The 22632-nt window shown below is 73.1% G+C and carries 18 protein-coding genes and 1 tRNA gene; 5 read left to right on the top strand and 14 right to left on the bottom strand.

Going from position 1 to position 22632, the window contains the following annotated elements; genetic code table 11:
* Window positions 1–85: 85 nt before the first annotated feature.
* Window positions 86–160 (bottom strand) — tRNA-Val (locus tag KBZ10_RS10370).
* Window positions 161–571: 411 nt separating this feature from the next.
* Here KBZ10_RS10370 and KBZ10_RS10365 point away from each other — a divergent pair.
* A complete protein-coding gene (locus KBZ10_RS10365; protein ID WP_210987241.1) occupies window positions 572–1978 on the top strand; it encodes a hypothetical protein in 1407 nt (468 codons plus the stop codon).
* A 306-nt stretch (window positions 1979–2284) separates the two neighbouring features.
* Window positions 2285–2515 (top strand): zinc ribbon domain-containing protein, encoded by a 231-nt coding sequence (locus KBZ10_RS10360; protein ID WP_210987240.1) that lies wholly within the window; start codon window positions 2285–2287, stop codon window positions 2513–2515.
* A gap of 356 nt (window positions 2516–2871) precedes the next feature.
* On the opposite strand, the gene KBZ10_RS10355 is transcribed toward KBZ10_RS10360, so the two are convergent.
* The 4 genes from KBZ10_RS10355 to KBZ10_RS10340 form a co-directional block, all read right to left on the bottom strand.
* Complete coding sequence (locus KBZ10_RS10355; RefSeq protein ID WP_210987239.1) at window positions 2872–3591, bottom strand: O-methyltransferase; 720 nt, start codon at window positions 3589–3591, stop codon at window positions 2872–2874.
* Window positions 3592–3605: 14 nt separating this feature from the next.
* Complete coding sequence (locus KBZ10_RS10350) at window positions 3606–4343, bottom strand: HAD family hydrolase (RefSeq protein WP_247702165.1); 738 nt, start codon at window positions 4341–4343, stop codon at window positions 3606–3608.
* A gap of 458 nt (window positions 4344–4801) precedes the next feature.
* Complete coding sequence (locus tag KBZ10_RS10345; RefSeq protein WP_247702129.1) at window positions 4802–8266, bottom strand: phosphoribosyltransferase domain-containing protein; 3465 nt, start codon at window positions 8264–8266, stop codon at window positions 4802–4804.
* Between the two features lie 101 nt (window positions 8267–8367).
* Complete coding sequence (locus tag KBZ10_RS10340) at window positions 8368–9528, bottom strand: HpcH/HpaI aldolase/citrate lyase family protein (protein WP_210987238.1); 1161 nt, start codon at window positions 9526–9528, stop codon at window positions 8368–8370.
* 186 nt (window positions 9529–9714) lie between these two features.
* Here KBZ10_RS10340 and KBZ10_RS10335 point away from each other — a divergent pair, with 186 nt between their 5' ends.
* Window positions 9715–10698: a TerD family protein gene (locus KBZ10_RS10335; protein ID WP_210987237.1), complete on the top strand. Its 984-nt coding sequence runs from the start codon at window positions 9715–9717 to the stop codon at window positions 10696–10698.
* 169 nt (window positions 10699–10867) lie between these two features.
* Here KBZ10_RS10335 and KBZ10_RS10330 read toward each other — a convergent pair whose 3' ends face one another.
* From KBZ10_RS10330 to KBZ10_RS10305, 6 genes are all read right to left on the bottom strand, one after another.
* Window positions 10868–11587, bottom strand: a complete 720-nt coding sequence (locus KBZ10_RS10330; protein WP_210987378.1) for a Tellurium resistance — start codon at window positions 11585–11587, stop codon at window positions 10868–10870.
* Window positions 11588–11813: 226 nt separating this feature from the next.
* The gene (locus tag KBZ10_RS10325) at window positions 11814–12947 is read right to left on the bottom strand and encodes a DUF475 domain-containing protein (protein ID WP_210987236.1); all 1134 of its coding nucleotides are present in this window, start codon (window positions 12945–12947) and stop codon (window positions 11814–11816) included.
* A gap of 47 nt (window positions 12948–12994) precedes the next feature.
* Window positions 12995–13570: a TerD family protein gene (locus KBZ10_RS10320; protein ID WP_210987235.1), complete on the bottom strand. Its 576-nt coding sequence runs from the start codon at window positions 13568–13570 to the stop codon at window positions 12995–12997.
* A gap of 141 nt (window positions 13571–13711) precedes the next feature.
* The gene (locus KBZ10_RS10315) at window positions 13712–14287 is read right to left on the bottom strand and encodes a TerD family protein (RefSeq protein WP_210987234.1); all 576 of its coding nucleotides are present in this window, start codon (window positions 14285–14287) and stop codon (window positions 13712–13714) included.
* A gap of 160 nt (window positions 14288–14447) precedes the next feature.
* Window positions 14448–14906, bottom strand: a complete 459-nt coding sequence (locus tag KBZ10_RS10310; protein WP_210987233.1) for a peroxiredoxin — start codon at window positions 14904–14906, stop codon at window positions 14448–14450.
* A gap of 227 nt (window positions 14907–15133) precedes the next feature.
* Window positions 15134–15574 (bottom strand): DUF3052 domain-containing protein, encoded by a 441-nt coding sequence (locus KBZ10_RS10305; RefSeq protein ID WP_019709241.1) that lies wholly within the window; start codon window positions 15572–15574, stop codon window positions 15134–15136.
* A 453-nt stretch (window positions 15575–16027) separates the two neighbouring features.
* Between KBZ10_RS10305 and aceE the strand changes: the two genes are divergently transcribed.
* Entirely contained in the window at window positions 16028–18760 is a 2733-nt protein-coding gene (gene aceE, locus KBZ10_RS10300) for a pyruvate dehydrogenase (acetyl-transferring), homodimeric type (protein WP_210987232.1), read from the top strand.
* A gap of 192 nt (window positions 18761–18952) precedes the next feature.
* On the opposite strand, the gene KBZ10_RS10295 is transcribed toward aceE, so the two are convergent.
* On the bottom strand, window positions 18953–19264 hold the full coding sequence (locus KBZ10_RS10295) for a small hydrophobic protein (RefSeq protein ID WP_210987231.1): 312 nt from the start codon (window positions 19262–19264) through the stop codon (window positions 18953–18955).
* A 72-nt stretch (window positions 19265–19336) separates the two neighbouring features.
* Between KBZ10_RS10295 and KBZ10_RS10290 the strand changes: the two genes are divergently transcribed.
* A complete protein-coding gene (locus KBZ10_RS10290) occupies window positions 19337–20149 on the top strand; it encodes a potassium channel family protein (RefSeq protein ID WP_210987230.1) in 813 nt (270 codons plus the stop codon).
* Here KBZ10_RS10290 and KBZ10_RS10285 read toward each other — a convergent pair.
* Together KBZ10_RS10285 and KBZ10_RS10280 are read right to left on the bottom strand one after the other, a co-directional pair.
* The gene (locus KBZ10_RS10285; RefSeq protein ID WP_247702127.1) at window positions 20130–20642 is read right to left on the bottom strand and encodes a peptidase inhibitor family I36 protein; all 513 of its coding nucleotides are present in this window, start codon (window positions 20640–20642) and stop codon (window positions 20130–20132) included. The genes KBZ10_RS10290 and KBZ10_RS10285 overlap by 20 nt on opposite strands.
* 356 nt (window positions 20643–20998) lie before the next feature.
* On the bottom strand, window positions 20999–22603 hold the full coding sequence (locus KBZ10_RS10280) for an MFS transporter (RefSeq protein WP_210987229.1): 1605 nt from the start codon (window positions 22601–22603) through the stop codon (window positions 20999–21001).
* Window positions 22604–22632: the final 29 nt, after the last annotated feature.

Genomic DNA, 22632 nt, shown 5'->3' with positions numbered 1-22632 from the left:
CCGGCCCCTCTCAGCGGGGGCACGGACAAGGCCCAGGGTTCCGGTTCTCTGCCGGATGGCCTGGGCCTTCGTGGTGCGCGGGGGCTGGTGGGCGCAGACGGGTTCGAACCGCCGACATCTGCTTTGTAAGAGCAGCGCTCTACCACTGAGCTATGCGCCCTCGGGAACGATGGGACAGACTACATGGCCGATGGCTTCTGCCCCTAAACATGACGGTAGGGGGCCGAAGCCCCGGGCGGGCCCGCAACGGGCGGTGGAGCCCGGGTTGCGCGGGTGCCGGACCGGGTGCGCGTCACCAGCGGCTACGGGTCCTGCCGCGCGGCGCTTACCGGGCCGACGCCGAGGCGCCAACGGGGACACGGACATCGCGGCGCTCTGCGACACCGCGAGCGAGTATCTGATCACCGTCCGCGGCGGCAACGGCGGCATCGCCGTCCGCACGGCCGAGTCGCTGGCCGGCCGCGCAAGATCGCGAACGATTCGGGCCGTGTATTCGTTCATCCCTGGTGGGACAATGTCCCTACCCGGCAGTGATCTGCCGGAGGGGGCGGACGCGGCACGGGAGAGGGATGTGACGGCGAGATCTGCGCAGCCGTACGGGCGGCCGGCGACGGACCGCCGCCTTCCGCCCGGCAGCGGCCCGGTCCGGCCGCTCCGGCCGCTCCTCGGGCTCGTCCTGCTGCCGCTTCCGCTCCTTCCCCTCCTGGCTGCCGCCGCGCCGCTCGCCTTCTCCGGCGGCGGCACCCGGCGCTGGTTCGGCGGCGGGCGCGACGACCAGCGCGCGCGGGCGCAGGCCGCCAAGGACGCCGCCGCCGACGCCTTCTACGAGCTCGACTCCGCCCAGCGCGAGCTGCGCATCTCCATCGAGACCATCGCCGCCGTGGACAGCTCCGCGCCCGCCCGGCGCGCGGCCGCCGACTTCCAGGCCCTCGGGCAGCGCATCGACGAGGTCAGCCACCGCTACATCACCGCCGTCGACGCCCACGACCTCGACCGCGACGACCTGGACTCGGCCACCGCCTCCCGCGCCCGCGCCGATCTCGACCGGGCACAGGACGACCTCCGGCGGGCGAAGGCGGAGCTCGACCGCTTCGCGAGCGGTCTGGCCCCGCTGCTCGACAAGGCCGAGACCCAGCTCGCCCGGCTCGCTCCCGCCGTCGAACGCGCCCGGCAGGCCCTGCTCGCCGCCACTGGAGCCCTCGACTCCGTACGGGCCGCCGGCCTCCGGGCCGATGACCTGGCCGCCCGTCTCGCCGCCCTCTCCCCCGAGCTGACCAAGCTGAACCAGGGTGCCGGGCAGCACGGCGTGCAGGACACGCTGCGGCGCGCGGACGACGTGCTGCGCAAGGCCGAGGCGATACGGAGCGAGGCCGAGCAACTGCCCGCCCGGGCCGCCGAGATCGACCGGCGCCTGGTCACCCTGCGCACCCGCGCCGAGGCGATCGTCACCCGCACGGAAGGCGTCGGCCCGGTCCTCAGCGAGCTCCGCCGCCGCTACAGCGCCGCCTGCTGGCAGGACCTCCAGCCGGTGCCGGAGGAAGCCGCCCGCGCCGTCGCGCAGGCCGGGGAGAAGCTGCGCGAGGCGCAGGGGGCCCGGCGCGAGCAGCGCTGGCCGGACGCCACGGCCCGGCTCAGCACGGTGCGGGCCCTGCTGAACGACGCCGACGAGGCCGTCTCGGCGGCCGGTGACCGGCTGCGCCGGCTGGACGAGGTCTCCGCCGACCCGTCCCAGGAGATCGAACGCACCCGCTTCGCCATCCGCGACGCGCAGCGGCTGGCGATGGCCGGCCGCGACACCCCCGACCCCCGGCACGCGCGCCCCCTGGACGACGCGGTCGCCCGGCTGGACCGTGCGGTGGACGGGCTGGAGGGGCGGCACCCGGACTGGTGGCACTTCCTGCTGGAGACGGAGGCGGTGCGGCGCACGGTCGCGCGCGTCGTGGGCGACATCCGCGAGGAACTGGGCGCCGGACGCTGAGGCGCCTCCGGCGGCGGGCCGGGGCGGCGGGGTGCGGGTGGCGAGCCGGCCGGCAGGCTTTCGGAGCGGCGGACCGGACGACAGGGTGCCGGCACGGTGGGCGGCAGGCCGAACCCTGAGTGACCGCCCCCGCGGTCGCCCGTGCGGCAAGAGCCCGTGACGGGTGCTCGGCCATTGGCCCGTCGCGGCCGGGGAGCCGCCGGACACCCGGCCGGCAGGGCAGGGGACGGGTCTCGGGCCGGGGATACGGCCGACGGCGAACCCGGGGCCCGCCCACCGCGTCCGGCGGGCGGTTAATCTGGCCGCATGCCCCGTTACGAGTACCGCTGCCGGTCCTGCGGCGACACCTTTGAGCTGAGCCGTCCGATGGCCGAGTCCTCCGCCCCGGCCGTCTGCCCGGAAGGCCACGAGGACACCGTCAAGCTGCTCTCCACCGTGGCGGTCGGAGGCACGTCCTCCGGTTCCGTCCCTGCCGCCCCTGCCGCCCCTGCCGGTGGCGGCGGTGGCGGCTGCTGCGGTGGCGGCTGCTGCGGCTGACGCCCGGCGGAGCATGCCGACCCGGTCTGCCCGGGTCGGCCCTCTCGGCACGCACCCGCCCGGTCCGGACCTTGCCGCCGCGCCCGGCTCCGCGCCCGGCGCTTTCCGTCGCCGAGCGGTCCCGGCGCGGCGGGACCCGCGGACGCCGCTGCGGCCGGCTCCGGGCCGAGCGGTCCCGGCGCGGTCGGCACCGTGACGACCGCGCCGGCCGGAACTCCGCCGGGGCCGGACCCGCCCGGGAACGGCCCGGCCCGGGGCGGGAGTCGGCGCGACACGGCAGTCCGCGGTCCCGGGGCCCGCCCGGCCGCAGCGGCCGTCCAGGCAGGGCGTCCGCCCCGGCCGGGGCCGGCCGCGGCTCAGCGCTTGCGGGCCAGGGTCAGGCCGTCGGCGACCGTCAGCATCACCGAGTCCACCCGGTCGTCGGCCAGCACCTGTTCGTTGAACTCCCGGGTGGCGCCGCCCCCGCCGGTGGCCCGCGGGTCCGTCACCTCGCCGTGGAAGAAGACGTTGTCCACGACGATCAGACCGCCCGGACGCAGCCGCGGCACCAGCTCCTCCCAGTAGCGGCCGTTGTTCTCCTTGTCCGCGTCGATGAACGCCATGTCGATCCCCGGCTCGGCGGGCAGGGCGCGCAGGGTGTCCAGGGCCGGGCCGATGCGCAGGTCGATGCGGTCCGCGACGCCCGCCCTGGCCCACGCTTCGCGCCCGTACGCCGTCCACTCCTCCGAGATGTCGCAGGTGATCACCTTGCCGCCGGCCGGCAGGGCCTCCGCCATCCACAGCGCCGACATCCCCGTGAACGTGCCGACCTCGACGATCAGCCGGGCCCCGACCAGCTTCGCCAGAAAGGCCAGCAGCGGCCCCTGCTCCTCGGAGATCTGCATCCGGGCGCGGCCGCCCAGTTTCTCGTACGTGGTGTCGACGAGTTCCCGGCGCACCGGGTCCAGCTGCGGGTTGTGCCGCAGGACGTAGTCGTAGAGCCCGGGTGTGAGCGGGGTGGTCTGGTCGGGGTCCAGCGGGCTGCGCGTCCCCGCCTCGCGCGCCGCCGCCCCCGTGGTGGTGTTCGTATCAGCCATGGCGCCATCCTCGGTCACGCCGCCACCGCCCGCACCAGGGACCGCAGAATCGCCTCCCCCGCCGCCACCCCCCGCTCGGTGAGTGCCGTGACGTGCGGCGCGGTCCAGCCGGTGTCGGCCAGTTCGCCGTGGCCGGGCCGCCAGCCCTCGTCGCCCGCGTGCAGCAGGTCGGCGTCGAGGAGGGAGTCGCCCGCGGTGAGCACCCGGGAGGCGCCGGTGCGCCGCGCCACCTCCGCGACGGCCGCGCTCTTGGTGAGCGGCTTCGGCACGGCGTAGATCTTGCGGCCCTGGAGCGAGACCGTCCAGCCCTGCCCGTCGGCCCAGTCCGCGAGGTCCTTGACCCAGGTGTCGGGCAGCAGTGCGCGATCGACGACCAGGTACGCGAAGAGGTCCTCGGCGACCCGCTCCTTGAGCAGCCACTCCGGGTCGGCCGAGCGCAGCAGGTGCTCGCGGACGGATGCGAGGGGGGCACAGCCCTCGTCGAGCGAGCGGCGCACCCGGCGCTGCCAGGCCGGGTCGGACTCCCCGTCGACGAGCAGGTGCCCGCCGTTGGCGCAGACGGCGTACGGGGCCGGGGGCCCGGGGAGGCGGATGCGCCCGTACTGCGCCCGGGTGCGGGTGGTGGACGGGACGAACACGGCCTCGCGCGCCAGGTGTTCGAGGAGCCCGGCGGCCGTCTCGGTGAGGTAGGAGAGCGGCTTGCGCTCGTACACCTCGACGCAGAGGAGGCGCGGGGCGAGGGCGTCCGCCATGTCGAGGGCGAGGGCGGCCGCGGAGTAGATCAGGGTGCGGTCGAGGTCGCTGGCGACGAGGACGGGGCCGGACGGGGACGTCTCGGCCGGGGGCGCGGTGGCCGCGTCCGGGGACGCGTCGGCCGGAGGCCGTGCCCCCGCCGGGCCGGGCGTCCGAGCGCCGGCGGGCCTCGCCCGGGCCGGGTGCGAGGCCGGGCGGGGGGCAGTGGGGGAGGCAGTGTGGAAGGCGGTGCGGGGCGTCGGCGTTCCGCCGGTGCTCACCCGTCCGTCCGAGCCGGGGCGCCGGCCCGTGTCCGGGGTGCCGTCGGCGCGGCCCGCGGTCCGGCGCGGGCTCGCGTGCCCTCCCGCGCCGGGGGTGCTGCCGGTGCTCAAGGTCTCGTCCTGGCTCATGACCGTGCTCTGCCTCGTGGTTCTGTCCGGGTCCGTGGTTCCGTCCGGCCCGGCGGTCTCGTCGGGGCTCACGCGGACGTCACCGCCTTGCCGTCCGCGCCCGTCGCGCCGCGCGTGTAGCGCGGGTGGATCAGTCCGACGCAGCTGTACGGCAGGTCGCCGACCTCCTCCACCGGCACCCCGCGCTGCTCGGCCAGCAGCCGGATGTGGTCCAGGTCCGCGCCCGCGCCCCGCCGCGCGAGGACCCGCCAGGGAACCCGGCGCAGCAGCACGCGTGTCGTCTCCCCGACCCCGGGTTTGACGAGGTTCACGTCGTGGACGCCGTACTCCTCGCTGATCCGTTCGACCGCCGCCCAGCCCTCCCAGGTCGGCGCCCGGCCGCCGGCCGACAGCAGGTGCGCCGCGTCCTCCGCGGCCTGCCCGGCGACCTCGCCGAAGCGGGAGGAGACGGCGTCGAGGAAGTCCCCGGAGACGTCGGACCCGGCCAGCTCCCGGTAGAACTTGGCGCCGTGGAAGTCGTCCGGCCCGACCAGGTCCGCGCGCAGCACCGTCCGCGAGACCAGCCCGGAGACCGTGGAGTTGAGGCAGGCGGAGGGGATGAGGAAGTCCTCGCGCGTGCCGTACGTGCGGACGCAGCCGCCCGGGTCGGCCAGCACGGCGATCTCCGGATCGAAGCCCGTGATGCCGGTGGTGCGGGTGAAGTCCTCGACGGCGGCGGCGAGTTCACGGGTGATGGCGCCCTTGCCCGTCCAGCCGTCGACGAAGACGGCGTCCGCCGGGTCGTGGTGTTCGGCGAGCCAGCGCAGCGCGGTGGTGTCGATGCCCCGGCCGCGCACGATGGAGACGGCGTAGTGCGGCAGGTCGAGCCCGTGCGCGTGGAGCGCCCAGCGGCGCATCAGGACGCCGACGGGGGTGCCGGCGCGGGCGAGCGAGACCAGGACGGGACGGCCGGTGCCCCGGGCCGCGCGCTCGGCGAGCAGCGTCTCGGTGACGGCGCCGACGGCACGGGCGATCCGCGCCGCGGACGTGTCGAGGGCGGAGCGGAACAGCCGCTGGTAGTCCTCGCCGGGCTGGTACTCGACCGGCAGCGACTCGGCGTAGTGCGCGCCGCCGCGCTGGACGGCCTCCTCCCGCTCCTCGACGGGGGCTTCGAGGGGGACGTCCGAGAGGTCCTGGAGCAGCCAGCCGACCTCGTCCGGCCGGTAGGAGGAGAAGGCGGGCCCGCGCAGCGGCCCGGGAAGCACCGTGCGCGGCCCCCCGCCCGGGCGCGGGTTCGTCCCCGGGCCGTGGTCCCCGGTCCTCCGCAGGCCGGAAGCGGGGGCCTCCGCCGAGCCGGAACCCGGGGTCGCCCCCTGGCGGCCCGTGTCCGGGGGCTCCGGGGCGCGGGCCGGCCGTGCCGCCGGGACAGCGGCCCGCACGGTCCTGCCGGGCCTCTCCGGCCCGGACGCGGCCGGGAAGGAAGCCCCCGGCGCCCTGGTGCCCGCGACGGGCCCGGCCGCGTCCCCCGCCGGGGCCGGGTGCGGGCGCGGCACGTAGGAGGGGACGGCGGCCAGCAGCACCCGGTCGGTGTGGCGGGCCAGTTCGGTCAGCAGTCCGCCCGGTGCGTGCAACTGTGGCGTGTCGGCGGCCGAGTCGACGACCGCCACGACGGCGTCGAAGCGGCGGGACGGGTCGGTGCCGGGCGCGACGTTGTAGGCGTACCGCTCCCCCGGGCCGTCGGCCGGCGCGTCGTGCGCGGGGAAGACGATCCGGGTGCGGATGGCGTAGCCCGGGTCGTCGACGGCGAGGACGGGCGAGCGGGTGGTCGTCGAGTACCGCACCTCGGTCCGCTCGCCGAGCGCGCGCTGCAGCGCCTGGGCGAGCCGCAGCGGCGCGTACATCAACTCCTCGCAACCCAGGACGAGTACGCGCCCCGGAGCACCCGGCTCCGCCCGCCCGGCCGGAGCGGCGTCGGCGTCGGCGTCGGCGTCGGCGTCGGCGTCGTGCCCCGGTACGGGGGCCCGCCCGGGAACGAGGGCGGCGTGCCCCGGAACGGAGTCCGGCCCCGGTGCGGCCGTAGCCCCGGGTGCGGAGGCATGTCCGGGTGTCTGGCCGCCCTGCGCCGGAACGGAGACGGGCTTCCCCGGTACGGCCGGGCCGGATCCCGGTACGGCGGCAACGGCGTCCGGCGCGGCGGGAGCCGCGTCGCCGGCCGCCGTGAGCGCCTCCGCGATCCGGCCCGCCATCGCCGGCAGCGCCGACTCCAGGCGCGTCCGGTGCTCGGACGTGAAGCCGTGCCGCCCGCCGTCCGGCAGCCCGTCCGGCCAGCCGAGCTCCACTCGCCGTACTGCCGCCGGAGGCCCCCCGGGGGCGGGCGTCACCCGGGCAGGGGCACCAACACCGTTCCCGGGGACGGTCGTTACAGCGGTCGTGTCGGAGACGGCGACGGCAGCTGTGTTCGTGGTGGCGGAGACCCCGGCGGCAGTGGCCGCGGCAGCCGTGGCGGAGCCATCGTCCAGGACTGCGCCCCCCGGGGGCCGCGCACCGCCGGCCGGCACGCCGGTCGCCGGCGCGCGAACCGCCTCGGCCCCGGCCGCCGGGGAGGCCACCTCGTACCGCGCCACCAGCGCCTGCCCCCGCTCCAGGACGTCCTCCGGCAGCCGGACCGTTCCGGAGGCCAGCGTCACGAGGTCCACCCGGGCTCCCAGGTCGGCCGCGGCCTTCCGCAGGGCGTCCCGGTGTTCGGCGGTCCGCAGGTCGACGAGGGCGACCACCACGTACCGGTCGCGCGGGAACCGCTGGTGCAGCGCCCTGACGGTGTTGAGCACCGTGCGGCCGGTGGAGAACTCGTCGTCGACGAGCACCAGGGGCCCGTCCCCGCCGAGCAGGTCCGGGTCCTCCGGCAGCAGCAGATGGGAGGTCGCGTGGCTGTGCTCCTCCTCGAAGCCACCGACCGGTACGACGCCCGGAACCGGCCGTCTGGTGGAGTGCAGATACGCCGCCGGCTCCAGCCCGTCGGCGACACTGTGCCCGAGCCCGGTGGCCGTCTCGGCGTAACCGAGGACGACGGCGCGCGGGGCCGCCTCCTCGCCGAGCAGCCGCCGCACCCGGCGGCCCAGGCCGAGCCCGGCCCCGTGGACGATGTCCGGGCGCTGCGGCACGTGTTTGCCGAGAACCTGGGAGACCAGCAGATGGGCCCGCCTGGGGTTGCGCCGCAGCGCCAGCCCGAGCAGGCCGTGCAGCGTGTGCGTGCCGCGCCCTCCCGCCCCGTCGGCCCCGGCCCTCCTGGCCCCGTCGGCCTCGCCCGGCGCACCGGCCGAACCTCCGTTGCCGCTCGTCCCAGTCGCCCCGGTCGCCCCGGTCGCCCCGGTCGTCCGCGCCGTCCGGGCCGTCCGGGCCGTCCGGGCCGTGATGGCCGTCCTCCCCGCGCCCGCCGCGGCGTCACCGGCCGTGGAGCCGTGGCCGTCGCCGTCCTCCGGCCGGTCCGCCTCGCGCAGTTCGACACCGAGCCGCTCCGCGACCCATGCCCCGGACCACTCCCGCTCCTGCCGCATCCTGTGAACGCCTCGCCTTTCCTCTGCCGTCCGTACCCCGGCCGTTCCGCGGCCCGCGGCCGGGGCCGGGGGCACTGTCCTCGCTCTGCCGCCGTGCCCGGTCACGAGATGCCGGCCGCCGCCAGCAGTTCCACGAAGGTCACGTCCTCCCGCGCCACCCCGAAGACCTCCGCGCGCAGCAGCGTCCGTTCGGCCCAGGCGCGGTGCGGCTTCACCTCGTTCATCTTGTTGGTGTAGGCGGACCGCATCACACCACCTCCCCCCCGCTCGGGCCGCAGGATGTCGACCGCGTCGCTGTACTCCTCGTGGCTCACGACGGACAGCGCGTGGACCGGCGCGACATGCGAGGGGTGTATGCAGGTCTTCCCCAGCAGGCCGTTGGCGCGGTCGAGTTCGATCTCCCGGAGCAGGCCGTCCATGTCGTGCTCGATGAGCGCGGTGCGCAGCTTCTCGGCGCGCCCGGTGAAGGGGCTGCGCCGCAGTTGCGGTTTGAACATCCGCTCCTGGAGCCGGAAGTACTCCCACACGGGTCCGGTCACGGTGAAGCCGGTGCCGTCCGCCCGTCCGAGCGTGTTGACCACGTCGGCGATCACCGAGGCGATGAGCTGCACGTCGTACGCGGTCATGTCCGGTGATCTGCGCAGCCCGTACGCCGAGCAGAAGTCGGTCACGCCCAGGCGGAGCGCCAGCACCCGCTCCCGGTACTTGTCGACGCTGCGCCGGATGCCCGCGAGGGTCTCCGCGCGGCTCTCCAGGTGCAGCAGCTCCGGTGACTCCAGCACCGGCATCGCGAACAGCCGCCGCCCGCAGGCGTTCTCGGCCTCCGCCAGCGCCTCCAGGAACGGAACACCGCGCTCCTCGGTGAACTTGGGCAGCACGAATCCGGACAGCAGCCGCGCCGCGGGCCCGAGGCGGCGCACGAGATCGGTGATCTGTTCCGGCCACCGCACCCGGATGAAGAGCAGCGGCAGCTCCGAGCCGTGGTCGAGGAGGGTGCGCAGGTGCCGGACCAGGTTCTCCTCCGCGCCGGTGACGTCGGCGTCGTCGATGGAGTCCTCCAGGCACAGCACCATGGAGACGACGCCGCGGCTCGTCCGCTTGACCACGTCCTCGGCCAGCGCGGGCCGGGTGGCGGGGCTGTACAGGGTGGCGCCGAGCGCGACGGCGAGCCGCTGAGCTGGGGAGTCGACGTCGAAGTGGCCCGGCTCCCGGTGGAAGAGGGCCGTCCGGACATCGGGCGGCACGTACCCGAAGTGACGCATGGAACTCCCCAGTGATCTGTCGCGCTGTGACGCGATCTGGCCGGTAATCGTACGTTGCGATCAGGCTCGAAAGCCCTTCCGGATGTGAAATTCGCGCGTCCCGTCCGTGTCCGCCGGCTGTCCGCCGGACGCCGGAAGCGGTCCCCGCGTTGTACCCGCCTGCCCCGGGAAGGCAGGATGACCGCCATGACGCACGCGATGGTGAAGGGGTCGAACATCCCGCTGGACGCATCCGCCGTACGGGCGGTGCTCCGCTGGACTCCCGGCCCGGGGGTGCCCGATGTCGACGCGTCGGCGCTGCTGCTGACCGCGGACGGCCGTGTGCGTTCGGATGAGGACTTCGTCTTCTACAACCAGCCCCGCCACCCCTCCGGCCTGGTGCGGCACTTGCCCAAGAAGCGCTTGGCCGACGCGCTGACGGACACCGTCGAGGCCGAACTCACCGCGCTGGAGCCGGTGGTGGAGCGGGTGGTGCTGGCCGCCTCGTCCGACGGCGGCGCCTTCGGCGGGGTGCCGGACCTGCGGCTGCTGCTGTTCGACGCCTCACCCGAGGTCTCGGGGAACGGCGCGGAGCCGCTCGCGGTCTTCGACCTCGTGCCCGAGACCGGTGACGAGTCGGCCCTCATCTGCGGTGAGCTCTACCGGCGCGGCGAGACCTGGAAGTTCCGCGCCCTGGGCCAGGGGTACGACACCGGGCTGGTCGGCCTGGCCACCGAGTACGGCATCTCGGTGGAGGACGGCGGGGACGGTGAGGACGGCGGGGACGGCAGGGACGGGCCCTCCGGCAGCGCCCCGGCCGAGGACGGCGCGGCGCCGGCCCCGCCGGCCCCGTCACCCGCGCCCGATGCGCTCACCGAGCCCGTGCCCGCGCCGCGCCCGGAACCGGCCACCGCGCCCGCCGCCGCGCCGGACGACGCCACCCGCGCGCACCGGCCCGGCTACGGCTACCCCCCGCCCCCGCCGGCCGCGCCTCCCGGGCAGCCGCCGTTCCCGCCCCCGCCGGCCGTTCCGGCCCCGGTGCCGCAGGCGCCTCCGGCGCACGCGCCGGGGTACGGCTATCCGCACCAGCCGGCGGCGGCCTACGGCTATCCGCACGCCTCCGCACCGCCCGTGCCGGACCCGGCCTTCGCCCTGCCGCCGCAGGGGCCGCAGTTCCAGCGGAACCGCTGACGCGCGCCGTCCCGGGGGTACGCCGTCCCGTCACCGGCAGAGGGGACGCCGGCCGCCGGGGCACCGGGGCACCGGGGCATCACCGGCGGTACCCGGCGCCCGGAACGGCACCGGACGGCGCCCGCCCGGGGCGCGCGGCCGGCCGGAGCCGTCCCCGGCCGCGGCTCCGTCAGACCTTCTCCTTCGTGCCCGGCCCCCACTGGAGTCCCCAGCCGTACAACCGGTCCAGCTCCGCCTGGAAGCCGTAGACGTACCGCACTTCGCGGCGCACCACCAGTTCGCCCTTGACGTTCTCGATGAGCAGCACGGCGCAGGAGCGGGCCTGCGGGGCCCGCTCGTCGAGCCCGATCTCCAGCCGGGGGCCGCTGCTGGGGTAGAGCGTGACGACGGCGTGGGTGCGGTCGAAGGCGGGGGTGCCGTCGTAGATGTAGACGAAGATCAGCAGCCGTTTGAACGCGTCCCGGTGGTCGAGGTTGATGTAGATCGTCTCGCCGGAGGTGCCGCCGAAGCGGTCGTCGCCGCTGAGCTTCACATAGGGCGGGCTGTTGATGTCGCCGAGGAAGTTCCCGAGCGGTTGCACGACACCCTTGGTGCCGTCCTTCAGCTCGTACAGGCAGGCCAGGTCCAGGTCGATCTTGACCACGGCCGGGCCCTGCGCCTGCACGATCTCCGGCTTGAACAGGCTGCCCGGATTGCGCAGCAGCCCGCCGCGCCTGGTGTAGCCGCCGATGTCCGAGGTCCGCATCCGCCAGGAGAGGTTGACGCGGAGGTTTCCGGTGGCCGCGCCCTGCTTGGTGAGCGAGACGGTCTGCCGTCGTTTGGTGAGCTCTATCGCGTTGGTCGCCGGGTTGCCGCTCTCGAAGACCGCCCTGCCGCCACCGGGCCGCAGCCAGGCAGGCCAGGACCAGTCCCTGCTCCCGTCCCTGTTCCAGAACGCCACGCCGGACACACCCCCACTGCTCTCGTCCCCTCACCCGGCCCGCCGGAGCGCGGACCGGGCGGCACCGCGGGGCGGCCACGACGGCCGGCGGCCCGGACGTTTCCGGGATCCGCCGCCTGGTGGCCGCCCCGCACAGAGCGTTCCTCATTCGGAGCGTGGTCACACTCCGGCCGGGTCACACCCCCGGTGACACCTTGGTCTCCTCCTCGTGGCCCTCGGCGGCCAGCCCGCGGTTGCGGCGGACGGAGGACCAGAAGGAGGCCGCGATCAGGCCGACGCCGATGAGGCCGGTGATGACCTCGGAGATGTGGAACTTGATCGTGATGAGCAGCAGCGCGGCCAGGGCGCCGATGGCGTAGTGCGCGCCGTGCTCCAGGTAGACGTAGTCGTCGAGGGTTCCCTCGCGGACCAGGTAGACCGTGAGCGAACGGACGTACATCGCGCCGATGCCGAGGCCCAGCGCCATCCAGAAGATGTGGTTGGTGATGGCGAAGGCACCGATGACGCCGTCGAAGGAGAACGAGGCGTCCAGGACCTCCAGGTAGAGGAACATGAAGAACGCGGCCTTGCCGGCGAGGCCGACCATCGACGGGTCCTTGCCCTCGCGCCGCGCCTGCTCCTTGATCTCCTCGTCGTGCTCCTCGTCCTCCTCCAGCTTGTCCTCGAAGTAGCCGGAGAGCCCGCCCACGAAGAGATACGTGATCAGGCCGGCGACGCCGGAGAGGAGCACGGTCGACGACTTGTCCACATACGTGCCGCCGTGCTGGGCGGCCTCGGTGGCGATGGTGGCGGCGGTGACCAGCAGGACGACCAGCGCGATACCGACGGCGAGGCCGTCCACCTTGCCCAGCCGGCTGAGCGGCTTCTCGAACCAGGGCAGCCAGTGGTGCTCTTTCTCGTCGAAGAGGAAGTTGAGAAAGATCATCAGCAGGAACATGCCACCGAAGGCGGCGATGGCCGGGTGGGCGTCGGTGACCAGCATCTCGTACTGGTCGGGGTCGCGCATGGCCAGTTCCACGGCCTCGATCGGACCGACCTTGGCCGTGATGGCGACGATCACGACCGGGAAGACCAGTCGCATACCGAAGACGGCAATCAGAATGCCGATGGTGAGGAAGATCTTCTGCCAGAAGGCGTTCATCTTCTTCAGCACACCGGCGTTGACGACTGCATTGTCAAACGACAGCGAGATTTCCAGGACCGACAGGATCGCCACGACGGCGAACCCCTGCCACCCCCAGAAAAACGCCGCGGCGGCCAGCCCCACGGCGGTGACGCCGAAGGACCAGCCGAAAGTTTTCAGGAGCACTGGCCACCCAATCGTGAGTACGGGTCCCCCGCGCGCAGTGCGCGGCTTTACGAAACGTTGACCCCGAAGTCTAGAGCGATCCCCCGCAACCCCGACGCGTACCCCTGTCCGACCGCCCGGAACTTCCACTCGCCCCCGTACCGGTACACCTCGCCGAAGATCATCGCGGTTTCGCCGGACGCGTCCTCGCTGAGGTCGTAGCGGGCCAGCTCGCTGCCGTCCGCCTGGTTGACCACCCGGATGAAGGCATTGCTGACCTGCCCGAAGGTCTGGCCCCGGACATCGGCGTCATGAATGGAGACCGGGAACACGATCTTGTCGACCTGCGCCGGGACCTTGGCCAGGTCGAGCAGCAGGGACTCGTCGTCGCCGTCGCCCTCGCCGGTGAGGTTGTCGCCGGTGTGCTCGACCGAGCCCTCCGGGCTCTTGAGGTTGTTGTAGAAGACGAAGTACTCGTCCCCCAGCACCCGCCCCTCGCGGCAGAGCAGCGCGCTGGCGTCGAGGTCGAACGGCGCTCCCGTGGTGGACCGCGCGTCCCAGCCGAGGCCCACCAGGACCTGCGTGAGATTCGGCGCGGCCTTGGACAGGGAGACGTTTCCTCCCTTGGCGAGCGTGACACCCATGATCTGTTCCTCCCCCTTCTTGTTGCCTTGCTGCCTTGCTGCCTTGCGGGCTTGCCGACCCTGCCGCGCCCGGCGCCGCACCTCCGTGTGACGGGAGGCGCGGCGCCGGGCGGTGACGTTTCTCAGACGCTGACGCGGTGCTCAGACGTTGACACCGAAGTCCTGCGCGATGCCGCGCAGACCGGAGGCGTAGCCCTGGCCGATGGCCCGGAACTTCCAGTCCGAGCCGTGCCGGTACAGCTCGCCGAAGACCATGGCGGTCTCCGTCGAGGCGTCCTCCGTCAGGTCGTAGCGGGCCAGCTCGTTGTTGTCGGCCTGGTTCACCACACGGATGAAGGCGTTCCGCACCTGGCCGAAGCTCTGCTGCCGGCTCTCGGCCTCGTAGATCGAGACCGGGAACACGATCTTGGCGACATCCGCGGGCACCGCGGCGAGGTTGACCTTGATGGCCTCGTCGTCGCCCTCGCCCTCACCGGTGAGGTTGTCGCCGGTGTGCTCGACGGAGCCGTCGGGGCTCTTCAGGTTGTTGAAGAAGACGAAGTGCTGGTCGGAGACGACCTTGCCCTCCGCGTTCGTCAGGAGCGCGCTGGCGTCGAGGTCGAAGTCGGTGCCGGTGGTGGTGCGGACGTCCCAGCCGAGACCGACGGTGACGGCGGTCAGGCCCGGCGCCTCCTTGCTCAGAGAGACGTTCCCGCCCTTGCTGAGACTGACTCCCACAAGTCCTCCCCTGGATTCGAGGGGCGGGAGGAAGACCGCCCCGCCCCCGTCGTGCGATGACATCGGATCAACGGGCCGATCCTAGTGAGCGGCCACCCGGGGGGACAGGCTTCGCGACCGGCCCGTTCCCCCCGGGGATCACCGTGCGTACGCGGAGCGGTCAGAGCGCGCCGAGCGCCTTGGCGTAGTCGTTCAGGTCCCGGGCGTCCGGCAGGCCGTTGACGACCGTCCAGCGGACCACGCCCTCCTTGTCGATGATGAAGGTGCCGCGCACGGCACAGCCCTTCTCCTCGTCGAAGACGCCGTAGGCGCGCGAGGTCTCACCGTGCGGCCAGAAGTCGGAGAGCAGCGGGTATTCCAGGTTCTCCTGCTCGGAGAAGACCCGCAGCGAGAACGGGGAGTCGTTGGAGACGGCGAGCAGCTGCACGTCGTCGTTGACGAACTGCGGCAGTTCGTCGCGGAGGGCGCAGAGCTCGCCGGTGCAGACGCCGGTGAAGGCGAAGGGGTAGAAGAGGAGGACGACGTTCTTCTCACCGCGGAAGTCGGAGAGCCTGATGAGCTCACCGTGCTGGTTCTTGAGCTCGAAGTCAGGGGCCTCGGTGCCGACATCGATCGCCATGGGGTGCGCGTTCCTCTCGTCGTGGTTACCGGTCGCGCCCCAGTCTTCCACTGCGCGGTTCCCCTTCGCGCCGGGGGCCGGGCACCGCCCGCGGCGGGCCGGGCGGCACCCGCCCGGGACGGGCGCGGAAGGGAGCCCGGGATGCCCTGTGCCCCCGCGGTGGATCACCGCGGGGGCACAGGACGCTTCCGGTATCCGGTACGGCTCGGGGCCGGGCCGGGGGCCGGCTACCGCTTTCCGGAGCGGGCCGCCTTCGGGGTGACGAGGCGGCTGCCCGCCCAGTCCTTGCCGGCGCTGACGCTGCTGGTCTGCGCCAGCCCGGCGGTGGAAGCGGCCTCGCCGATCTCACTGGCCTCGACATAGCCGTCACGGCCGGTCTTCGGCGTCAGCAGCCAGATCGGGGCACCCGCGTCGATCATGGTGGTGGCGTCCACCAGCGCGTCCGTCAGGTCGCCGTCGTCCTCTCGGAACCACAGCACCACGGCGTCGGCCACGTCGTCGTAGTCCTCGTCGACGAGCTCCGTGCCGGTCAGTTCCTCGATGGCCGCACGCAGATCCTGCTCGGTGTCGTCGTCGTAACCGAGCTCCTGGACCACCTGTCCGGGCTGGAAACCCAGCCTGGCGGCAGGGTTGGTCCGCTCCTCCGCGTGGTCCGCGGTCGCGCTCACGGATTGCCTCCTGTCGTGTTTCGAGTGTTCTTCGCACCCCACGCGCACGCGAGGCTTGGGCGTAGTCCACACGGGCCGGGCGGATCGCGCAAGTACCTGGCCCCTTATCCCGCCCAAACGTTGACTTGTCGCCGCAAGACGCACTCCCCGGCCATGGTCCCAGTCCGGCATTTCCGGCGCATTTCGGGGGTGGGCGCCAAACCCCCGTCCGGGGAGCGGACCGGCATCCGGCCGGGGCTCCGGCGAGGCGTAGGGTTGCGGTCGGCCGAGCCACCCAAGTCGGCCGGAACCCCCCGTTGTCTCACAGAGTGGCGGTTACCGCGCAGTACCGTGGTTATTACCGATCAGTAGAGATGACGTTTTCGCCTCTGCGGTCCACGATGGAGGCGGCGCGACACCACCAGAGCACGAATCCATGACGTGCACAGCACGACCGAAAAGCGAAGGAACAGCGTGGCTTCCGCATCCGATCGCAACCCGATCATCATTGGCGGTCTTCCCAGCCAGGTCCCGGACTTCGATCCCGAGGAGACCCAGGAATGGCTCGACTCCCTCGACGCAGCCGTCGATGAGCGAGGCCGGGAACGCGCCCGTTACCTGATGCTCCGCCTCATCGAGCGGGCGCGCGCCAAACGCGTCGCGGTCCCCGAGATGCGCAGCACGGACTACGTCAACACCATCGCGACCAAGAACGAGCCGTTCTTCCCCGGCAACGAGGAGATCGAGCGCAAGATCCTGAACGCGACCCGCTGGAACGCGGCCGTCATGGTCTCCCGCGCCCAGCGCCCGGGCATCGGCGTCGGCGGCCACATCGCCACCTTCGCCTCCTCGGCCTCCCTCTACGACGTGGGCTTCAACCACTTCTTCCGCGGCAAGGACGCCGGCGACGGCGGCGACCAGATCTTCTTCCAGGGCCACGCCTCCCCCGGTGTCTACGCCCGCGCCTACCTGCTGGACCGGCTCTCCGAGGCACAGCTCGACGGCTTCCGCCAGGAGAAGTCCAAGGCCCCCCACGGCCTCTCCAGCTACCCGCACCCGCGGTCGATGCCGGACTTCTGGGAGTTCCCCACCGTCTCCATGGGTCTCGGCCCCCTCGGCGCGATCTACCAGGCGCGGATGAACCGCTACATGGAGGCGCGCGGCATCGCCGACACCTCCGGCTCCCACGTCTGGGCCTACCTCGGCGACGGCGAGATGGACGAGCCCGAGTCGATCGGCCAGCTCTCCATCGCCGCCCGCGAGGGCCTGGACAACCTCACCTTCGTGGTGAACTGCAACCTGCAGCGGCTCGACGGCCCGGTGCGCGGCAACGGCAAGATCATCCAGGAGCTGGAGTCGCAGTTCCGCGGCGCCGGCTGGAACGTCATCAAGCTGGTCTGGGACCGCACCTGGGACCCGCTGCTGGCCCAGGACCGGGACGGCCTCCTGGTCAACAAGCTCAACACCACCCCCGACGGCCAGTTCCAGACGTACGCCACCGAGACCGGCGCGTACATCCGCGAGCACTTCTTCGGGGACGACCAGCGGCTGCGCAAGATGGTCGAGGACATGACCGACGACCAGATCCTCCACCTGGGGCGCGGCGGCCACGACCACAAGAAGATCTACGCGGCGTACAAGGCGGCCAAGGAGCACAAGGGCCAGCCGACGGTGATCCTCGCCCAGACCGTCAAGGGCTGGACGCTCGGCCCCAACTTCGAGGGCCGCAACGCGACCCACCAGATGAAGAAGCTGACGGTCGACGACCTGAAGATGTTCCGCGACCGGCTGCACCTGCCGATCCCCGACAAGGAGCTGGAGTCCGGCGCCCCGCCGTACTACCACCCGGGGCCGGACTCCGAGGAGATCCAGTACATGCACGACCGCCGCAAGGCGCTGGGCGGCTATGTGCCGACCCGCGTGGTGCGGTCGAAGCCGCTGGTGCTGCCGGGCGACAAGACGTACGCGACGCTGAAGAAGGGCACCGGGCAGCAGCAGATCGCCACCACCATGGCCTTCGTCCGGCTGCTCAAGGACCTCATGCGGGACAAGGAGATCGGCAAGCGCTTCGTGCCGATCGCCCCCGACGAGTACCGCACCTTCGGCATGGACTCGCTCTTCCCGTCGGCGAAGATCTACAACCCGCTGGGCCAGCAGTACGAGTCCGTGGACCGCGAGCTGCTGCTCTCCTACAAGGAGTCGCCGACCGGCCAGCTGCTGCACGACGGCATCACCGAGGCGGGCTGCACGGCCTCGCTGATCGCCGCCGGCTCGGCCTACGCCACGCACGGCGAGCCGCTCATCCCGGTCTACGTCTTCTACTCGATGTTCGGCTTCCAGCGGACCGGCGACCAGTTCTGGCAGATGGCCGACCAGCTCGCGCGCGGCTTCGTGCTCGGCGCCACCGCCGGCCGCACCACGCTGACCGGTGAGGGCCTCCAGCACGCGGACGGCCACTCCCAGCTGCTGGCCTCCACCAACCCGGCCGCCGTGGCCTACGACCCGGCGTACGCGTACGAGATCGCGCACATCGTCGAGGACGGTCTGCGCCGGATGTACGGCGAGAACAGCGAGGACGTCTTCTACTACCTCACCGTCTACAACGAGCCGATCCAGCACCCGGCCGAGCCGGAGAACGTGGACGTCGAGGGCATCCTCAAGGGCCTCTACCGCCTGAAGCAGGGCGCGCGGGGCATGATCCCGGCGCAGATCATGGCGTCCGGTGTCGCGGTGCCGTGGGCCCTGGAGGCGCAGCGCATCCTCGCCGAGGAGTGGGACGTCCGGGCGGACGTCTGGTCGGCCACCTCGTGGAACGAGCTGCGCAAGGAAGCCATCGCGGTGGAGGAGCACAATCTGCTCCACCCCGAGGAGGAACAGCGCGTCCCGTACGTCACCAGCAAGCTGGCGGACGCCGAGGGCCCGAAGGTGGCCGTGTCCGACTGGATGCGGGCGGTACCGGACCAGATCGCCCGCTGGGTGCCGGGGACGTACCAGTCGCTGGGCGCGGACGGCTTCGGCTTCGCGGACACCCGCGGCGCGGCCCGGCGCTTCTTCCACATCGACGCGCAGTCGGTCGTGGTGGCGGTCCTGACCGAGCTGGCGCGGGACGGGAAGGTGGACCGCTCCGTGCTGAAGCAGGCGATCGACCGCTATCAGCTGCTGGACCCGGCGGCGGCCCACCCGGGCACGGAGGGCGGCGACGCCTGACCGCGTGACGGCGGCGCGGCGTGACCGCGCGGGAGTGCGACCCGGCAGCCGCCGGAAGCACCCCGCGCGGCACCCGCCGAGCCCACCAGGACACAGAGACGACCAGGGGCCGGGCCCGGAACGCCGCACAGCGTCCGGGCCCGGCCCTTCGTGTCATGTCCTCCGCGCCGGGCGCCGCTCGGGACCGCCCGGTCAGAAGACGCCGCCGCCGGCGCCCCCGACCCCGGCCAGCAGGAGGACGGCCATCACCGTGTCGATGGCACCGAGGACCACCGCGACCAGTGCCGGTACCGAGGCACCGCGGAAGTCCCAGCGGCGGCCCATCGACAGCCAGCCGGCCACGATCGCCGCCGGTCCGAGCACGATGCCCAGGACGAAGAACCCGGCGATCGCGCAGACGAGGCCGATGATGCCCAGTGACGCGCGATCCGGCCCGCTCCGCGACCACATCCGGCCGCTCTCACGGGGGTGCCTGCGCGTACTGCTGTGTCCGATGCCCGCCATCTCGTCCCTCCAAAGGGTTGTCGAATTCGGGCTGCTCTCCGCCTTCCCCCGCACTCCCATACGATTCACACCATGAGTGAGACACCGTCCGGCCTGCGGAAGAGGGAGCGCTGGGAGCGCCGTACCCAGGGACCGCTGCTGGCGTTGTCCCTGCTGTTCGCGGCCGCCTACGCCGTGCCGATCGTGCTGCCGGACAGTGATCCGTGGGTGCGCGAGGCCGGCCGGGCGGTGGAATGGGGGGTCTGGGCGGCCTTCGCCGCGGATCTCGCCGTCCGGCTGCACCTGTCCCCCCGGAAGCTGCGGTTCCTCCGTGAGAATCCGCTCGCCGTCCTCGCCGTGGCCCTCCCGCTGCTCCAGCCGCTGCGGCTGCTGCGGCTGGTCTCCGGGCTGCTGCTGGCGGGGCACCGGGCGCGGCTGGCGGCGGCCACCGCCCAGATCCGCCTCACCACCTATGTGGCCGGGTCGTGCGCCGGGCTGCTGTTGTTCGGCTCGCTGGCCGTCCTGGAAGTGGAACGGGACGCCCCCGAGGGGAGCATCAAGACGTTCGGCGACGCGGTGTGGTGGTCGTTCACGACCATGACCACCGTCGGCTACGGCGATCTGGCCCCGACCACCGGGCTGGGCCGGGTGCTGGCGGTCGGGTTGATGCTCTCCGGTATCGCCCTGCTCGGTGTGGTCACCGCGAACATCGCCGCCTGGTTCATCGCCCAGTTCGACCGCGAGAACGCCGAGGAGCAGCGGCAGACGGCGGCCATCGCGGAGCTCACCGCCGAGGTCAAGTCCCTGCGCGCGGAGCTCGCGGCGGCCGGGGCGAGCGGCGCCGCCGTCCCGGAGCCGGCCGGACGGAACGGCGGCGGGCCGGGAGTCAGTTCTCCCAGATCTTGAACGCCCGGACCCGGTACGGGGAGTCGGGCACCCAGGTGCCGCCGCCCGGGTAGGTGTCGAACTCGCCCGTCTCCCCGCACTCGGCGCTCTGGTACGTGGTGACGGGCCGGCCGGTGCGATTGGCCAGCGAGCCCGCCGAGGCACCGGCGGGCAGCGGGATGCAGCTCTCGATGTCCGTGCCGGAGAGCTCGTGGGCGCTGCGGGTGCCCCTGTAGCCGTGGTGGTCCCAGAGGCAGAACGCCCCGGACGGGCAGGAGCCGGAGGAGGGCGCGGGGCCGGCGGCCCGTGCGGCGGGGCCCGTGGCCGGCGCCGCGGGCCCTGTGGCCGGTGCGGCGGGTCCGGGCCGTGCCGCGGGTGCCGCGGACACGGTCGCGTACTCGTCGGCGGCGGCCGGCGCGGCGGCAGCGGACGTGGCGGCGGCCGGACCTGCCGTGACCAGGGTGGTGGCCGCCGCGGCGGCGGTCAGGGCGGCGGTCGTCAGGACATGGCGCATCAAGGATCACTCCCCCGTGAGATGCCGCGCCGCCGGGGCGCGGGCATACAGCCGGCCGGCGGGCGGATGCCCGGCGGCGCTTCCACGACGAGCCTCTCCGGCCGCCCCCTCCGCCGCCAAGGGTCTCCGGGCGATGCCACCCGGACGGACGACAGTCCCGCCGGGGATGACCCCAACGGGACTGGCGGTAAATGGAGTTGACTGTTCCGGACGCCTGTCCGCGCCGACTGCCGGGGTGCCCACGGGTCCGGACTGCCGGACTGCCGCACTACCGCACTACCGGACTGCCGGACTGCCCGCCGGGGCCTCCCCGGCCTCCCGGCCGCCGGGCGGCCGCGAACCCGCCCGCCGCCGCCTCAGATGTGCGCGCCCCCGGCACCGGCCCCGGCGTTGACGCCCCGGTTGGTGAAGAGGGCGACCACGACGGCGAGGACGGCGACCCCGCCCGCGACGGTGAACGAGAAGCCCATGCCGGACACGAACGTCTCGTGGGTGACACCGGTGATGATCTCGGCGAGCTGCGGCGGCGTCTCCTTGGTGAGCGGCGGCATGCCCACCTCCACGGCCTCGGACATCTTCGCCATCTGCTCCGGGGTCACCGGCGGCAGCTGGGCGTCCGCCCAGTTGCCGGGCAACTGGGCATCGACCCGGGAGGCCATGGTGGCGCCGAGCACGGCCGTGCCGAGGCTGCCGCCGACCTGCATCGCGGCCTGCTGCAGACCGCCCGCCACACCGGAGAGCTCCAACGGCGCATTGCCGACGATCACCTCGGTCGCGCCGACCATGACCGGCGCCAGGCCGAGGCCCAGGAGGACGAACCACAGGGACATGACGCCGCTGCCGGTGTCCGGCTCCAGGGTCGACATGCCGAACATGGCGGCGGCCGTGAACACCATGCCGCCGACCAGCGGAACGCGCGGGCCGACCTTGGTGATGAGGGCGCCGGCGACCGGCGAGGACACGATCATCATGCCGGTGAGCGGCAGCAGGTGGAGCCCGCTGTCCACCGGGCTCATGCCGTGCACATTCTGCAGGTAGAAGGTGACGAAGAAGATCCCGCCCATGAAGGCGAAGGCCATCAGCACCATGAGCACCGTGCCCGCGGACAGCGGCACGGAGCGGAACATCCCCAGCGGGATCAGCGGTTCGCGGACCTTCGTCTCCCAGACGGCGAACACCGCGAAGGTGACCACCGCGGCGGCCAGGAAGCCCAGGGTGAGCCCGTCGCCCCAGCCCCAGGCGGGGGCCTTGATGAGCGCCCAGATGAGGAAGAACATCGCGGCCGACAGCAGCACGATGCCGGGGATGTCGAAGGAGCGCGGCGCGTTCTCGGCGCGGTGGTCCCGCAGGATCAGCACGCCCATCAGCAGGGCGGCGATACCCACCGGCACGTTGATGAAGAAGACCGACTGCCAGCTGACGTGCTCCACCAGCAGACCGCCGACGATCGGGCCGCCCGCGGTGGAGGCGCCGATGACCATGCCCCAGATGCCGATGGCCATGTTGAGCTTCTCGGCCGGGAAGGTGGCCCGCAGCAGACCCAGCGCGGCCGGCATCAGCAGCGCGCCGAAGAGGCCCTGGAGGACGCGGAAGCCGACCACCAGCGGCACGCTCGCGGAGAGGCCGATGGCGCCCGAGGCGAGGGCGAAGCCGGCGATGCCGATGAGGAAGGTCTGGCGGTGGCCGAAGCGGTCACCGAGTTTGCCCGCCGTGATGAGCGAGACGGCGAGGGCGAGCAGATAGCCGTTGGTTATCCATTGGACGTCGGCGAGCGAGGCCCCGAGGTCCTGCTGGATCGCGGGGTTGGCTATCGCGACGATCGTGCCGTCGAGGGCGACCATCATCACGCCGATCGCGACGGAGAGAAGAGTGAGCCAGGGGTGTCCCCGCAGGCCCTTGCGGGGCCCGGGCTTCGTGAGGTCCGGCGCCGCGTCGTCGGCGACGGTGGTCTGAGACGTCATGGCCCGGAGATTATGGCAGCGACTGACAG

The sequence above is a fragment of the Streptomyces sp. F63 genome (genome assembly GCF_018070345.1).
GTDB lineage: Bacteria > Actinomycetota > Actinomycetes > Streptomycetales > Streptomycetaceae > Streptomyces.
This window is presented reverse-complemented; position numbering and strand designations above follow the sequence as displayed.

What these genes read in the sequence shown, in the direction of transcription:
- KBZ10_RS10360 (WP_210987240.1), top strand. Translation starts at nt 2,285, where the DNA reads ATGCCCCGTTACGAGTACCGCTGCCGGTCCTGCGGCGACACCTTTGAG.
- KBZ10_RS10355 (WP_210987239.1), bottom strand. Translation starts at nt 3,591, where the DNA reads ATGGCTGATACGAACACCACCACGGGGGCGGCGGCGCGCGAGGCGGGG.
- KBZ10_RS10350 (WP_247702165.1), bottom strand. Translation starts at nt 4,343, where the DNA reads ATGGCGGACGCCCTCGCCCCGCGCCTCCTCTGCGTCGAGGTGTACGAG.
- KBZ10_RS10345 (WP_247702129.1), bottom strand. Translation starts at nt 8,266, where the DNA reads ATGCGGCAGGAGCGGGAGTGGTCCGGGGCATGGGTCGCGGAGCGGCTC.
- KBZ10_RS10340 (WP_210987238.1), bottom strand. Translation starts at nt 9,528, where the DNA reads ATGCGTCACTTCGGGTACGTGCCGCCCGATGTCCGGACGGCCCTCTTC.
- KBZ10_RS10335 (WP_210987237.1), top strand. Translation starts at nt 9,715, where the DNA reads ATGACGCACGCGATGGTGAAGGGGTCGAACATCCCGCTGGACGCATCC.
- KBZ10_RS10320 (WP_210987235.1), bottom strand. Translation starts at nt 13,570, where the DNA reads ATGGGTGTCACGCTCGCCAAGGGAGGAAACGTCTCCCTGTCCAAGGCC.
- KBZ10_RS10310 (WP_210987233.1), bottom strand. Translation starts at nt 14,906, where the DNA reads ATGGCGATCGATGTCGGCACCGAGGCCCCTGACTTCGAGCTCAAGAAC.
- KBZ10_RS10295 (WP_210987231.1), bottom strand. Translation starts at nt 19,264, where the DNA reads ATGGCGGGCATCGGACACAGCAGTACGCGCAGGCACCCCCGTGAGAGC.
- KBZ10_RS10290 (WP_210987230.1), top strand. Translation starts at nt 19,337, where the DNA reads ATGAGTGAGACACCGTCCGGCCTGCGGAAGAGGGAGCGCTGGGAGCGC.
- KBZ10_RS10285 (WP_247702127.1), bottom strand. Translation starts at nt 20,642, where the DNA reads ATGCGCCATGTCCTGACGACCGCCGCCCTGACCGCCGCCGCGGCGGCC.
- KBZ10_RS10280 (WP_210987229.1), bottom strand. Translation starts at nt 22,603, where the DNA reads ATGACGTCTCAGACCACCGTCGCCGACGACGCGGCGCCGGACCTCACG.